The organism is Brevibacterium sp. NPDC049920, assembly GCF_040656435.1.
GTDB lineage: Bacteria > Actinomycetota > Actinomycetes > Actinomycetales > Brevibacteriaceae > Brevibacterium > Brevibacterium pityocampae.
In genome coordinates this window covers 87,695-101,146 of sequence record NZ_JBFAMF010000004.1, presented here as the reverse complement: position 1 = coordinate 101,146, position 13,452 = coordinate 87,695, and the positions used below count along the sequence as shown (strand labels likewise).

Annotated in this window: 13 protein-coding genes; 2 read left to right on the top strand and 11 right to left on the bottom strand. The window is 67.2% G+C overall.

All coding sequences use genetic code 11. From position 1 onward, the window contains the following. Window positions 1-276 precede the first annotated feature (276 nt). On the top strand, window positions 277-1,929 hold the full coding sequence (locus tag AB0I45_RS05045) for a DEAD/DEAH box helicase (RefSeq protein ID WP_345029097.1): 1,653 nt from the start codon (window positions 277-279) through the stop codon (window positions 1,927-1,929). A gap of 54 nt (window positions 1,930-1,983) precedes the next feature. Here the strand turns inward: AB0I45_RS05045 and AB0I45_RS05040 are convergent, their stop codons facing one another. Together AB0I45_RS05040 and AB0I45_RS05035 are read right to left on the bottom strand one after the other, a co-directional pair. Beyond that, the gene (locus AB0I45_RS05040) at window positions 1,984-4,020 is read right to left on the bottom strand and encodes an N-6 DNA methylase (RefSeq protein ID WP_345029096.1); all 2,037 of its coding nucleotides are present in this window, start codon (window positions 4,018-4,020) and stop codon (window positions 1,984-1,986) included. A gap of 2 nt (window positions 4,021-4,022) precedes the next feature. After that, window positions 4,023-4,511, bottom strand: coding sequence for an NYN domain-containing protein (locus AB0I45_RS05035; RefSeq protein WP_345029095.1), 489 nt, complete (start codon window positions 4,509-4,511; stop codon window positions 4,023-4,025). 349 nt (window positions 4,512-4,860) lie between these two features. Here AB0I45_RS05035 and AB0I45_RS05030 point away from each other — a divergent pair, with 349 nt between their 5' ends. Further along, window positions 4,861-5,214, top strand: coding sequence for a hypothetical protein (locus tag AB0I45_RS05030; protein WP_345029093.1), 354 nt, complete (start codon window positions 4,861-4,863; stop codon window positions 5,212-5,214). 161 nt (window positions 5,215-5,375) lie between these two features. On the opposite strand, the gene AB0I45_RS05025 is transcribed toward AB0I45_RS05030, so the two are convergent. From AB0I45_RS05025 to rpsF, 9 genes are all read right to left on the bottom strand, one after another. Next, a complete protein-coding gene (locus AB0I45_RS05025) occupies window positions 5,376-6,332 on the bottom strand; it encodes a VOC family protein (protein ID WP_345029091.1) in 957 nt (318 codons plus the stop codon). 188 nt (window positions 6,333-6,520) lie between these two features. Beyond that, window positions 6,521-7,345, bottom strand: a complete 825-nt coding sequence (locus tag AB0I45_RS05020) for an endonuclease/exonuclease/phosphatase family protein (RefSeq protein ID WP_345029089.1) — start codon at window positions 7,343-7,345, stop codon at window positions 6,521-6,523. Between the two features lie 63 nt (window positions 7,346-7,408). Next, complete coding sequence (gene dnaB / locus AB0I45_RS05015) at window positions 7,409-8,758, bottom strand: replicative DNA helicase (RefSeq protein ID WP_345029087.1); 1,350 nt, start codon at window positions 8,756-8,758, stop codon at window positions 7,409-7,411. A 186-nt stretch (window positions 8,759-8,944) separates the two neighbouring features. Then, window positions 8,945-9,799: a MerR family transcriptional regulator gene (locus AB0I45_RS05010; protein ID WP_345029779.1), complete on the bottom strand. Its 855-nt coding sequence runs from the start codon at window positions 9,797-9,799 to the stop codon at window positions 8,945-8,947. Between the two features lie 183 nt (window positions 9,800-9,982). Continuing rightward, the gene (locus AB0I45_RS05005; protein WP_345029086.1) at window positions 9,983-11,293 is read right to left on the bottom strand and encodes a DUF445 domain-containing protein; all 1,311 of its coding nucleotides are present in this window, start codon (window positions 11,291-11,293) and stop codon (window positions 9,983-9,985) included. A gap of 344 nt (window positions 11,294-11,637) precedes the next feature. Continuing rightward, window positions 11,638-12,096, bottom strand: coding sequence for a 50S ribosomal protein L9 (gene rplI, locus AB0I45_RS05000; RefSeq protein WP_295687190.1), 459 nt, complete (start codon window positions 12,094-12,096; stop codon window positions 11,638-11,640). Window positions 12,097-12,115: 19 nt separating this feature from the next. Further along, window positions 12,116-12,355 carry a 30S ribosomal protein S18 gene (gene rpsR, locus AB0I45_RS04995; RefSeq protein ID WP_137318531.1) on the bottom strand — a complete coding sequence of 80 codons (240 nt, stop codon included), beginning with the start codon at window positions 12,353-12,355 and terminating at the stop codon, window positions 12,116-12,118. A 28-nt stretch (window positions 12,356-12,383) separates the two neighbouring features. Beyond that, window positions 12,384-13,028: a single-stranded DNA-binding protein gene (locus AB0I45_RS04990; RefSeq protein WP_247424337.1), complete on the bottom strand. Its 645-nt coding sequence runs from the start codon at window positions 13,026-13,028 to the stop codon at window positions 12,384-12,386. Window positions 13,029-13,062: 34 nt separating this feature from the next. Continuing rightward, on the bottom strand, window positions 13,063-13,353 hold the full coding sequence (rpsF, locus tag AB0I45_RS04985; RefSeq protein ID WP_137320359.1) for a 30S ribosomal protein S6: 291 nt from the start codon (window positions 13,351-13,353) through the stop codon (window positions 13,063-13,065). Window positions 13,354-13,452 lie beyond the last annotated feature (99 nt).

The following is a 13,452-nucleotide window of genomic DNA, read 5'->3' as shown; positions in this document are numbered from 1 at the left end:
GCATCGCCCGGTCCCAAGTCCGCTGCGCCGGTAGCCGGACGGTCCCGAGTCCGGCCGATTCGGGTCAGCGGCACATCCGCGATAGGCTGAAGGTACTTGCGAACCCGTCATTCGGGTTCCCTGCGTCGTCAGGACTCCTCGTCATGGGAACCGTGTCCCCTTCCGGTTCGTGTTTCTGAAGCTACTTCCTCGCGGCGATCGAGAGCACCGTCCGGTGCTCCCGCCACCAGCCAGCTCCAGGGCCCCGCACCATGCACCACGCCTCGGCCTGGCACAATGAAAGGCCCCACCATCACCTCCACGCACACCACCCCGCAGTCCCCCGCGCGTTCGCGCAACCGCACCCGTTCGCAGAAGGCGACGCGCGCCCAGGGCGCACCCGGCGCCCAGCACGCAGTGCGGACCGAGGACTCCTCGGCCACCCGGGCACCCCGCAACCAGGAGCGCCCCGCACGCTCCCAGGACGCGGACCGCTCGACCGGTGCGGCCGCCCCGCAGCGCTCCGCCCGCACCTCGGCCCCGGCCGCGAAGACCCAGGACCGGAAGCCGTCGGCGGCCAAGGCACCGACGTCGAAGTCCCCGGCCCAGCCGACCACCTTCGCCGCACTCGGCGTGCCCGCGCGGCTCGTCGATTCGCTCGCCGCCGAGGGCAAGACCGAGGCCTTCCCGATCCAGCAGGACACCCTGCCCGACACCCTCGCCGGGCGCGACGTGCTGGGCCGGGGCAAGACCGGCTCGGGCAAGACCCTGGCGTTCTCCATCCCGATGGTCGCGCGCCTCGGCGACGACGCCCGCGGATCCCGCCGCCCCCAGCGCCCGCGCGGCATGGTGCTCGCGCCCACCCGTGAGCTCGCCACCCAGATCGATGCCGTGCTCAAGCCGCTGGCCGCGGAGTACGGGATGCGCACGACGACGATCTTCGGCGGTGTCAGCGCCGGCAAGCAGATCAGCGCACTGCGCAGCGGCGTCGACATCATCGTCGCCTGCCCCGGGCGCCTCGAGGACCTGCTCCAGCAGCGGGCACTGACCCTCGACGAGATCGAGATCACCGTGCTCGACGAGGCCGACCACATGGCCGACCTCGGCTTCCTCCCGGGCGTCACCCGCCTGCTGCAGAAGACGCCGGCCGACGGCCAGCGCATGTTCTTCTCCGCCACGCTCGACAACGGCGTGGACAAGCTCGTCAAGCGCTTCCTCCACAACGAGGTGCTCCACTCCGTGGACGAGGCGACCTCGCACGTGTCGGCGATGACCCACCACGTGTTCGAGGTGAGCAACGACGACAAGAAGCCGCTCATCGCCAAGCTCGCCTCCGGCACCGGCAAGCGGATCCTCTTCACCCGCACCAAGCACCAGGCGAAGCGCCTGGCCAAACAGCTCACCACCCAGGGCATCCCGGCCCGGGATCTCCACGGCGACCTGTCCCAGGGCCAGCGCGACCGCAACCTCGGCGCGTTCGGCGACGGGGACGTGCGCGTCCTCGTGGCCACCGACGTCGCCGCCCGCGGTGTGCACGTCGACTCCGTCGAGCTCGTCGTCCACGTCGATCCGCCGGCCGAGCACAAGGCGTACCTCCACCGCTCGGGCCGCACCGCGCGGGCCGGCAGCGCCGGTGACGTGGTCACGGTCGTGCTCCCCGAGCAGCGAAAGGACACCCGCGACCTGCTCCGCAAGGCCGCCGTCAAGGTCTCCCCGATCTCCGTCACCGCCGATTCCGACGAGGTCACCCGCCTCGTCGGTTCGCTCGCGCCGCACGTCGAGCCCGCACCTCGGGCGCCGCAGCAGCAGCAGGGTCAGGGCCGTGGACGCTCCGGCGGGCGCTCGTCCGGCCGCGGTGCGCAGGGTCAGGGCGCAGGCTCCTCCGGCGGACGCCGTCGTCGCGGCGGCCAGTCGCGTCGCAGCGGCGGGCGCTCGTACGCCGGGCGGTGAGGCGGTGCGGGGGAACGAATAGCGACATCACACGCACATCCACGTAGGAGATCGCTATTCGTTCCCCCCGTACCTGACAGCAGTGAGCGTGGCATCGATCAATTTCCCGGATGCCGATTTGAGGCTATCGACTTGCGACGTGAGATCCTCGAGCGTATTCAAGTAGTCCACGAGGAGCTTCTGAGACTCCAATGAGATGAGTGGAACCTGTATATCCTTCATCGACCGTCGAGGTATCCCGGAGCTCGTGGCTGTCGGCTCGTTCCACTTTGCGTTGACGCACCAATTGAGGTACTCCGCGTCCAGCTGTGACGACTCGATGACTCGAATGACTCGGCCACCGGATGACACACCGACGTTGTCGACCGGCACCCATATGGAAGGGCGGATGCCGATGATCGGGATTGCGATATCACCGGTCATTGCCGCGTCGTAATCGTCGGGCACCGGAGCAAACCCGCCGCTGTCGTCAGATGCGATCTGCTCGGCCATCAACCCTACTTCTCCGAGTGGAAGAATTAGAATCTTCCGGTTCCACTGGGACCCCTCTTCACTACGAGGTCGGGTGTGACAATTCACCGTCCGGACGACACCCAGCTTGAGGAGCTGTGCGATTGAGACAACTGGAGCCTTCTCGAAATCGGGTCGGGAATCCACATCGACCACCTCAAGAAATTCGTTCAGCCGTGCAACCTCCGTCTCAACTGCATTCGCTGCGGTGAGCCAGGACGATTGTGCTTCAGTCGCGGTTGGAGGCACGTAGAGGTGCGGTGCGGCTCGAAGATGCGTAGTGCGATTGGTCAAATCAGCTGTCGTGATAGAGACGTGGGGAACAGGCGGCACGTCGCCCGAACGTATTGTTGTCAGCCACCCTGCAACTTTGGATTCGACTTCTTTCTGCCCCGTTGCGTCAATGAGCATAGTCTGGTCGGCACCAGACGCCCTCAGCACCCAGAGGGCTGTGCCGATGTTCGTGTTCTTCATGAAGCCCTTCGGAAGCTCAACTACCGCTTCTACCTGGCCAGCTGCCACGAGGCGCTGCCTAAGGGTGCCAAGGCCGGTTGCAGTGAGAAGGTTGCTCGCGGTGATGACGTAGGCACTGCCGGTTGCGGAAAGATGATGAACAGCGTCCAAGATGAACCCGGCATCTGCAATTCGCGGGCCGGTCACTTCCGAGTATGAAAGCCATCGACGGTCAGTCGGGTTCATAGTGCCCGTGACCGACGGACCCAACGGCGGTTCAGCGATTACGACATCTGCCTTCAGGCTTGAGTGAGGATCGAACTCAATGATGTTCGCGCTAGACGCCGCGGCCTGTACACCGCAGAAAAACAACCTGAGCACCGCAATTGCGGTCGCGCTTGGGTCCACGTCGTTCGCAAAGTAATCGCAGTCGCCCCGAGTGTCAGCAATCTGCACCAGGGCATCGCCGATTCCACAAACTGGGTCGTATATTGAATTGCCGCCAGTCAGCGAAGTTCTTGCAAGCTCGGCGAGGAGTCGGCTTGCGGACGACCGGTAAGTACCGATTGCTACGGAATCAGCACGGCTGACGTCCGTGAACAGGCGTTCAACTATCTGCTCGCTGATGGATCGGGGTGTTTCAGACTTCATCGAAGATAGAACGCGAAGAGTGTCGAGCTCCGCCCGGGTGAGGCCATTTCGGGATCGCATCGCATGAGCAATCGTGTCTCGCACTGGCGTCGGGAGATCAAGTGCAAATGGCGCCAGATCACTCCACGTTTGCATTTTGCGAATTGCAGCGGTGGATAGAGGGTTCTCGCCGAATGATATGGCGAGGAGCATCAAGGCTGTCTCTGCCGCCGACTCTCGATCTTTTGATTCGGCTTGCAATCCTGTTATGACAGAGGCTAGATCAGCTTCTTGATTTTCCGAGAGAGGTGGATGATGGCCGTGCTGCGTCAACCACTCGATGATCTCTTCTCGGTCGAAGTACAGTCGCCGGGACGTGGATTCGGCGGACGGTGCTGGAAAGTCCTGGTATCGGGCCCGCCAGTTGGAAACCGCAGCGCGCCCCACGTGCGCCAATGCAGTGATGTCCTTGATCGTCACCAGACCTGAAGTGCTCATTATCAGGCTCCTTCTTTCCATTCGATCGAACCCGGCTCGTGCGGTTCCTGCGGCCTCAGCGTAGAAACTCGGGTTGCCGCCAGCTTCAAAGCCGGTGCCAGCGATTCCGTGTGGGCAAACACATGTGTCGGCAATCCATTGGTAGCCAGGTGAGCGATCATCGGAGCGAAGATGTGATCCCCCGACACCAGGAGAAGTTCGTCGAATCGTTGCGGCAGGTCTTCAGTCATGACTTGCAGAAGAGCGCAATCTGCTCCGTCTGTGCCCGGCTCAGCGACATACCGAACGCGTGTTCCCCAAGCGGAATAGAGGTTCGTCAGCGATAGCCCATCTCGGTTGCATCCGATGACGACCTGGTCTCCGGCTTGAAGTCCGAGCCGATGGGTCAGGATTCGTTCGACCCATGCACCCTGAGCAGGCGACGCGATCGGACCTCCGTTGACGTTTTCGACATCGACCACGATCATCCGACGGTTTGTATTGCGCTTCATGGCTGTTCTCCTGGAAGAGTAACTTGTGGTGCCTTGAAAACAACAATAGGCACGACACATGTCAGATGCAAGGCGTCGATGTACACAGTTTAGTACACAGCTTTCGCCTCCCCCTTCGCCCGGGTATCAAGCGAACCGTGGAATGGCCTCGAAACGATCCCTGGTACGAATCGAAACCTCACGCCCTACGACCACTCGCGTCGCAGCGGCGGGCGCTCGTACGCCGGCCGCTGAGGCGGTGTCCCTCGAGTACATGAGGGTGATCTCATAAACTCGGGGCAAAGCTGAGCTGCACCGGTCCTCCTCGCTCGACGACGCCCTGCGGTCCTCCGTGATTCCGCTCGAGAATGTGCCATGGATCCGTGCATCCGCCCACCACATCGACTTCTCCGACTATTACGGGACCTCCGGGTACATCAAAGCTGTTCGAGCTGAACCCGGGCCGGCGATGCACATCGGCTACGGGTGGAGCGAGGGCTTCACCAGCGCGGACGAAGCGATCAATGCGCTCGGTGACCTGGCTCCGGCGGGTTTCGAGCCCTGGCCCGGCACCCGGACGGGGATGTGGGGCATCTGGCATCCGGGCAACCGGGGGTACGACGGCAGCGAGCGGCGGTCGCGCAACGAACGCCGGCGGTCGACCTGCGACTCCTGCTTCATCGAGCTGCCGGAGTCCGGGATCTGCTCGAACTGCGACGACTGAACCAGGCAGGTGCAGTCGACGTCGACTGTCGGCGAGCACCAAGCATGACCCACTGTGCATGACGAAGGGGCGACACGGATTCCGTGTCGCCCCTTCGTCATGGGTGGGTGCCGGTGGGGCCGTGCCGTGATCGCTCGGCGGCCGAGGTCGGCCCGGCGCGCTCAGCCCTCCGAGGTCAGCGTCACCGGGGTGCGCCACGGGTCGAGGACCCGTACGGCCGCGCCGTCGTCCTGGAAGTCGATGCGCCGGTCGCGCAGGCGCTCGGCCACCGCCTCGACGTCGGTACGCGCCGGGAGCGTGATGCGCACGTCGCCGAGGCCCAGGCTGGCCGCCCGCGGGCCGGCGCCTCGGCTGTTCCACACGTTCATCGCCATGTGGTGGTGGTAGCCGCCGGCGGAGATGAAGAGCGCGCTCGGCATCATCAGGGTCTGCTCGAAGCCCAGGGTGTCGACGTAGAACTGCTTGGCAGTGCCGATGTCACCCACCTGCAGGTGGACGTGGCCGACCTCGGCGCCGGGACGCTCGGTGGCCGGACGGGCCTCGGGGTCGGCGGGGGCGAGGTGCGCCTGCAGGTACCGATTGGGGTCGAGGTGGATCGTGTCCATCGCCACCTGCCCGTCTGACCAGGACCAGTCTTCGCGCGGCCGGTCCCAGTAGAGCTCGATCCCGTTGCCTTCGGGGTCGGTGAAGTAGAAGGCCTCGCTCACGAGGTGGTCGGAGCTGCCGACGAACTCGGAGTGCGGGTGCCGGGCGGCGGAGAGCACGGTCGCAGCGAGCTCGGCCTGGGTCTCGAAGAGGATTGCGGTGTGGAAGAGGCCGGCGGACTGCCGGGACGCCCGGGGCAAGCCGGGTCGGTGCTCGAGGACGATGAGCGGTGTCGTGCCGCGGCCGAGCACGGCGGTGCGCACTCCGTCTGCGGCATGGTGACGGGAGTCGGTCAGTTCGGTGAGTCCGAGGGCGTCGCGGTAGTAGGCGACCATCGCCTCGAGATCGCCGACGGCCAGGGTGACGACGTCTATGCGGAGGTCGTCGGGCAGCAGGTCGCCTGCAGTGCGGCGGTGCTCGTCGCGCGACACGTCGATCGTCGGTCGACGCCGGGTTTCGGTCTGGTCGGTCATCGTGCTCCCTCTCGGGCGCGACGCGTGTCGGATGATCAGCAGGCTCGCCGCGCTGGATAGTAGAACATTCAACTAATGGCGGGGATTCCGTCGCCTGCGTCACAGTGCCCGACAATTTGCTCAGGACGAGCGGGGCAGTCCTGCCGCATTCGTCCCGAGCTCGCCGGGAGCGCGGCAAATCTCGTACCTCACCACTCGATCGTCAGCGCGGCGTGCACCGGTTCGTGATCGGATGCCGCGCGGCCTGCGAATCGCGCAGCGTTGATCCCCGCGGCATGCACGGTGATGCCCGCGCTCACCAGGATCCAGTCGATGCGCCGCCCGCCGGTGCGCGGCGGACGGTAGCCGGAGTAGGTGGCCCATTCCTCGGTGAGGCGGTGCTCCGCCGTCGTCCACGAGTCCCGCAGCCCGCCCTCGCGGGTGAGTACTCCGTACGGCGGTGAACCGACCCGGCAGTTGGCGTCGACCGTGAGCACCACCGCCCCTGGCTGCGCCGCAGCCAGGGCCCCGAGCATGTGCGCCGAACGGAGCCGGGACCTCGGCGACAGGTGATCGAGGTGGGTGTTGATGGCGGTGAAACGCTCCCCGGTGCGCTGATCGGCGAACTCCGCGGTGACGACGGCGCGCGGGATGAGGTTCCCCCAGCTGCGCGATCCGGGCTGTTCCGGGGTGTCGGAGAGCGCCAGCTGATTCCACCCCAGGAGTTCCAGCCGTCGGCTGTCGTAGAGGATCGGGATGCCCTCGTCGCTGCCATCGGCGCTGCGGCCCCGGCCGACGCTGCGATAGTCGGGTCCAAGGCTGTCGCGCACCCACGCGGCCTGGTCCGGCAATGCCTCCTGCACCCCGAGGACCGTGGGCTGCTCTGCCCGCAGCAGTTCGCGGACCAGCCATCGGCGTTCCGTCCACCGGTCGAGGCGCCTGCTGCCGAGGAGCCCTCCCCGCCGGCGGATGTTGAAGGACGTGACGTGCAGGCCCGGGGGTCGGATCGGCCCGATCAGCGCGGAGTGGGACATGCCTGCCGGCGTGGGGGTGCCACGCGCACTCCGACCGTCGGCAGGGGTCTCCACACCTGCACCCTACTGCGGCATGTTCGCGAAGCGGCTCCGCGCGCCCTGGAAGGCGACCTTGATCTCCCCGGTCGGGCCGTTGCGGTGCTTGGCGACGATGATGTCGGCCTCGCCGGCGTGCGGCGACTCCTTGTCGTACATGTCGTCGCGGTGGATGAGGAGCACCATGTCCGCATCCTGCTCGATCGAACCGGACTCGCGGAGGTCGGAGATCATCGGCCGCTTGTCCGTGCGCTGCTCGGAGGAGCGGTTGAGCTGCGAAAGCGCGACCACGGGCACCTCGAGCTCCTTGGCCAGCAGCTTGAGCGAACGCGAGAACTCCGAGACCTCCTGCTGACGCGACTCGACGCGCTTGCCCGAGCTCATGAGCTGGAGGTAGTCGATGACGACCATCTTGAGATCATGCTGCTGCTTGAGGCGGCGGCACTTCGCCCGGATCTCGGTGAGCGCCATGTTCGGCGAATCGTCGATGAAAAGCGGCGCCTCATTGATCCGCGCCATCGTCGACGCGAGCGTCGTCCAGTCCTGCGGCGTGAGCTCGCCGCGGCGCAGATTCTGCAGCTTGATGCTCGACTCCGCGCTGAGCAGGCGCATCGACAGCTCGATGCGCCCCATCTCGAGCGAGAAGATCACAGTCGTCTGCTGCGCATGGATCGTAGCCGACCGCACCATGTCGAGCGCGAGCGTCGACTTGCCCACGCCGGGCCGGGCGGCGATGACGATCATCTGCCCGGGGTGGAGGCCGTTCGTCAGCTGGTCGAACTCGGTGAATCCGGTGGGCACACCGGCGGTGTCGCCTTCGTGGTCGCCGGACCGCTCGATCTCCGCGGCCGTGGCCTCGATGATCTCCGAGAGCCGGACGTAGTCCTCCGCCGTGCGCCGCTCGGTGACCTGGTAGATCTCCGACTGCGCCCGGTTGACGAGCTCATCGGTGTCACCCTCGGCGTCGTAGCCCATCTGCACGATCCGGGTGCCGGCCTCGACGAGGCGGCGCAGCAGTGCCCGCTCGCGCACGATCGTCCCGTAGAACCCGGCGTTCGCCGCCGTCGGCACCGAGGACATGAGCGTGTGGAGGTAGGCGGCTCCGCCGATCCGGGCGAGGTCGCCGGACTTCGACAGGGCGTTGGACACCGTCACCGCATCGGCAGGTTCGCCGCGGGCGTAGAGGTCGAGGATGCAGTCGTAGACGGTCTCATGGGCCGGCTTGTAGAAGTCCTCGCCGCGCATGCCCTCGACGACGTCGGCGATCGCGTCCTTCGACAGGAGCATCGCACCGAGCACGCTCTGCTCGGCCTCGAGGTCCTGGGGCGGGGTCCGCAGACCGCCCTCGGCCCGCTGCCAGTCGTTCGATTCGCTCATTCTCCCCGTCCCGCGCACAGCTCGATCCACCGGCATCGCACCGGCCACACAACTCTATCGCGGCCCGCGGACACCGGGTGCCGGGCGGTGAGCACAGGGCGCTCGGTCACCCGCCGCCGAGGCGCGCACCGGCGACGCTCTCACGCCACCGGCCGCGCGCCTCGGCTCCGGTCGGGTCACCGGGGATCACTCCCACTCGGCGGTCTCCGGGTCGACCCCGTGGGCCCGCGCCTCGGCCTCGATGACCTCACGCAGCCACGCCGCCAGGCCCGCCTCACGGGTGTCGTAGTGCTCGCGGAAGCGCGGGTCCTCGGTGTATCCGCGAGCGATGAGCACGTGCTTGGCCCGGCTCACCTCGAACCACTGCCCGATCGACTCCCGGTGCCGTTCGGCGAGCGCGCTCGCCTCCTCGGACCCGGGTTCCACTCCACGGCGCTTCGCTGCCGCGAGGTCCGCCTCGAGCGCCTCGGCCTCCTGCTTGACCTGCTCCCAGTCGGACCGGCCCATCTGCGCCTTGCGCCCCTCGGCCTCGGCCCACTCGTCGGTGGCGCCCCAGCGCTCCTCGGCCTCGTAGTGCCACTCCGGGTTCCAGTTCGAGCCGAGGACCTCGGCCTGCTGCTCGGGGGTGAGCTTCTTCTCCATGGTTTCGACCTCCATCATCTGTTCGACCGCAGACTTCATGGCCTGCAGGCGGGCGATCCGATCGGCGAGGAGATCATGCTGGCTGCGCAGCTGCTCGGCCACATCGGCCTCCGGAGCGTCGAGCAGGTCCCCGATCCGCTCCAGGCTCATCCCGAGCTCGCGATAGACCAGCACCTGCTGCAGCCGGGCGACGTCCGCCCGCCCGTACAGCCGGTACCCGGCCCACGTCCGCGCACTCGGGCACACGAGCCCCAGCGCATCCCAGTGGTGCAGCGTCCGCACGCTCACGCCCACGAGCTCGGCGGTGCGGCCGACGGTGAGTCCCGCCTCGGCATCCCCGAGGCCGGTCCCGTCCTCCGCCGGTTCCCGCCGTGCCCGAGGTGCGTGCCCGTCCGGCATCACTGCCACCGTTCTCCTTCGATCGTCGTCGTCCACAGGATCACTGTCGTGCCTCACGCGATGTGAGGGTCAAGCCCATGCACTTGGAGACCTGCCGCCCCGGGCCCACCGCCCTGCTGCCGGCCCGCGAGCCCATTGCCGACGCCGCCGGGCGGCCCTCCTCGGCGCCTGCGGCCCCGCGCCTCAGATCCTCGGCAGGATCAGCGTGATGGCGTGGATGACCAGGCCGACGAGCGCGCCGATCACCGTGCCGTTGATGCGGATGTACTGGAGGTCGCGGCCCACGTAGAGCTCGATCCGGTCCGAGGCCTCGCGCGCGTCCCAGCCGGCGATGGTGTCGGAGATGACGCTCGCGAGCTCGGGGCCGAACGACTCCGCGAGGTCGCCGGCGGCTCTCGCGATGCGGTCGTCCATCGACCGGGCGAACTCGACGTCGTTGACCATCCGGTCCGCGATCTGGGCGAGCAGGCCGCGGATCCGGGCGTGCACCTCGCCCTCGGTGTCGAGCACCGCGCCGCGCAGCAGGCGCTTGAGCGAGGCCCACACCTCGAGCACCGAGTGGACGACGCCCTCCTGCCGCAGCAGATCGTCGAGCACACCTTCGGCCCGTTCCGCGATCGTGGTGTCGCTCTTGAGCGCCTCGGCGAGTTCGAGCAGCCAGCGGTCGAGGGCCTGCCGGGCCTTGTGGTACGGCTGATCCCGCACCTCGGCGACCCAGCCGAGCACCTCCTTGCGCAGGCGGTTGGACACGGTGTCGTTGAGAAACCCGGGCACCCAGTCCGGTGCCTTCTGCGCGACGATCTCATCGATGACGCGTGGGTTGTTCGCCAGCCACACATAGGCCTCGCCGACGACGAGGTCGACGAGCCGGTGGTGCGCCCCGTCCTGCACGATCTCCTGGAGCAGCCGGCCGAGCACCGGGGACTTGTGGGTGGAGACGAGCTTGGGGACGAGGACGTTTCGGGTGATGCCCTCGATCGCATCGTCGTCGACACGCTTGAGCACGTACTCGAGGCCCTGCCCGGCCCGCTCGACGACGATCGCCTGGTTCTTCTCCTGCTCCAGCCAGTTCCCGGCCCGGCGGGTGATCTCCGCCTTCCGCAGCTTCGGCGCCACGGTGTGCGACTTGAGGAAGTTCACCGCGACGAAGTTCGACAGGCTCTCCCCGAGCACGTCCTTCTTGCGCGGAATGATCGCGGTATGGGGGATCTTGAGGCCCAACGGGTGCCGGAACAGCGCGGTGACCGCGAACCAGTCCGCGATCGCACCGATCATCGCCGCCTCGGAGGCGCGCGCAACGAAGCCCCACACGCCGGTGAGGTCGGTGAACAGATGGGTGACGAGGAAGACGAGAGCGGCGAGGACGAGCAGCCCGGTGGCCAGCCGGCGCATCCGCCGCAGCCCTTCGGCCCGCTCGGCGTCCTCCGGCTCGGTGGTGAGCGCGGGGCGCGGGGCCGGTGGCGCGATGTTCTCTCGGGTCGGAAGCTGGGTCATGTGCGCCATTGTTCCACTCCCCGCTGGAACCGGAGCACACGCGTGGGCTCGCGATCGTGGGAGTTTCGGTGGAGTGTACGCCCGTCGATGCCACCACTCTCCACCGGAAGTCGCACAGTCCGCCCGCCGGCGCCGGCCGAGCACGACGCCCCGTTCGACGGCCCCGCTCGACGGCTCCGCCCGACGGCCGCGCGCACCGCGGCCCGGCACCTGCCCGACAACGCCCGAGGCGCCGCGCCCCTGTGGGGACGCGGCGCCTCGATCGAGCGGCCGTGCGCTGAGACTGCACTATCCGGCGATTCCGTTCTCAGGAACCTTCGGATTCTGCAGTCTGGAGCAGTCGATCAGGCCTTGCCGATGACGTCGAACTTGGCGTTCGCGGTGATCTCCTCGTGCACGCGCACGGTGGCGGTGTACGAACCGGAGCTCTTGACGTGACCGGGCAGCGCGACGGCGCGACGATCGATGTCGACACCGGCGGAGGCGGCGAGCGCCTCGGCGACGAGGGCCGGGGTGACGGCGCCGAACAGGCGACCCTGCGCACCGGCCTTCATCTCGATCTTCGCCGAGGTCGACTCGAGCTTCTCCTTGAGAGCCAGGGCCTCGTCGCGGTCCGCGATCTGGCGGGTCTGACGCGACTTGCGCAGGGCGTCGATCTGCTTCTGCGCGCCCTCGCTCCACGGGGTCGCCCAGCCGCGCGGGATGAGCAGGTTGCGCGCGTAGCCCGCACGCACCTCGACGACGTCGCCGGCGGCACCGAGGCCGTCGACTTCATGGTTGAGAATGAGCTTCTTGGTAGCCATGGTTGATTCCCCTAACGGATCAGCGAGACGAGCTCGAGTAGGGAAGCAGAGCCATTTCGCGGGCATTCTTCACTGCCTTGGCGATGACGCGCTGCTCCTGCACGGTCACACCGGTGACGCGGCGGGCACGGATCTTGCCGCGGTCGGAGATGAACTTGCGCAGTGTGGACGTGTCCTTGTAGGTGATCTGCGAAGCCTCACCCGGCTTGAGCGGGTTCGCCTTCTTCTTGATCGGCTTCCGGGGGTCCGGCTTTGCCATGAGTGTCTCCTGTCAGAAAAAGTGTTGATCAGAACGGGGGCTCGTCGTCGGTCGGGTTGCCCCAACCGCCGCCCTGTCCGCTCTGCGGGGTGGACGATGCCCAGGGGTCGTCCTGCTGCGACTGCTGCGGGGGGCGGTTGTAGCCGCCCTGGCCTCCTTGGCCACCCTGGGAGTAGCCGCCACCGCCGGCATTGGGGTTCTGTCCCCATCCGCCGCCGGAGTTGCCGCCTCCCTGGCCGCCGGCGCCGCCCGCGGCATTGCCGCCGCGTCCGCCGCCATAGTTGCCGCCGCCGCCGAAGCCGCCGCTGCGCTCGTTCTTCGTCACGCTCGCCGTGGCGTAGCGCAGGCTCGGGCCGACCTCGTCGACGTCGAGCTCGAAGACCGTGCGGCGTTCGCCCTCCTTGGTCTCGAAGGTGCGGGACTTCAGGCGTCCCTGGACGATCACTCGGGAACCGCGCTGGAGCGACTCGGCGACGTTCTCGGCCATCTCGCGCCAGGCGTTGCAGCGGAGGAACATCGTCTCCCCGTCCTTGAACTCCTGGGCCTGGCGGTCGAACGTCCGCGGGGTCGAGGCGACCGTGAAGTTGGCGACGGCCGCGCCGTTCGGGGTGAACCTGAGTTCGGGATCGGCGGTGATGTTTCCAACGACGGTGATGATGGTCTCGCCTGCCATGCTGGCTCCTTAGATCAACGGCTCCGGTGAGTGATTACTTGGCGTCCGGGCGAAGGATCTTGGTCCGCATGACGGTCTCGTTGAGCCCGAGCTGGCGGTCCAGTTCCTTGGTGGTGGCCGGAGTGGCGTGGAAGTCCACAACCACGTAGTAGCCTTCGGCCTTCTTCTGGATCTCGTACGCGAAGCGACGACGTCCCCAGACATCCACATTGTCGACGGTTCCGCCATCAGCGGGAACCACCTTCAGCAGCTTTTCGACAGTGGCGCTCACATTGCGCTCGTCGAGTTCCGGATCAAGGATGAGCATGAGCTCGTAATGACGCACGTGTAACCCACCTCCTCTGGTCTCAGCGGCCATGGTCGGTCCATGGCAGGAGGGTACATACGTTGTGTCGGGCCCACCGGCGGAACGGTCCGCCGGCAG

Bases quoted from the DNA above. Each gene is read 5' to 3' on its own strand.
- AB0I45_RS05040 (WP_345029096.1), bottom strand. From the start codon at position 4,020: ATGAGCACTTCAGGTCTGGTGACGATCAAGGACATCACTGCATTGGCG.
- rpsR (WP_137318531.1), bottom strand. From the start codon at position 12,355: ATGGCAAAGCCGGACCCCCGGAAGCCGATCAAGAAGAAGGCGAACCCG.
- AB0I45_RS05005 (WP_345029086.1), bottom strand. From the start codon at position 11,293: ATGACCCAGCTTCCGACCCGAGAGAACATCGCGCCACCGGCCCCGCGC.
- AB0I45_RS04990 (WP_247424337.1), bottom strand. From the start codon at position 13,028: ATGGCAGGCGAGACCATCATCACCGTCGTTGGAAACATCACCGCCGAT.
- dnaB (WP_345029087.1), bottom strand. From the start codon at position 8,758: ATGAGCGAATCGAACGACTGGCAGCGGGCCGAGGGCGGTCTGCGGACC.
- AB0I45_RS05020 (WP_345029089.1), bottom strand. From the start codon at position 7,345: ATGTCCCACTCCGCGCTGATCGGGCCGATCCGACCCCCGGGCCTGCAC.
- rplI (WP_295687190.1), bottom strand. From the start codon at position 12,096: ATGGCTACCAAGAAGCTCATTCTCAACCATGAAGTCGACGGCCTCGGT.
- AB0I45_RS05010 (WP_345029779.1), bottom strand. From the start codon at position 9,799: ATGCCGGACGGGCACGCACCTCGGGCACGGCGGGAACCGGCGGAGGAC.
- AB0I45_RS05035 (WP_345029095.1), bottom strand. From the start codon at position 4,511: ATGAAGCGCAATACAAACCGTCGGATGATCGTGGTCGATGTCGAAAAC.
- AB0I45_RS05045 (WP_345029097.1), top strand. From the start codon at position 277: ATGAAAGGCCCCACCATCACCTCCACGCACACCACCCCGCAGTCCCCC.
- AB0I45_RS05025 (WP_345029091.1), bottom strand. From the start codon at position 6,332: ATGACCGACCAGACCGAAACCCGGCGTCGACCGACGATCGACGTGTCG.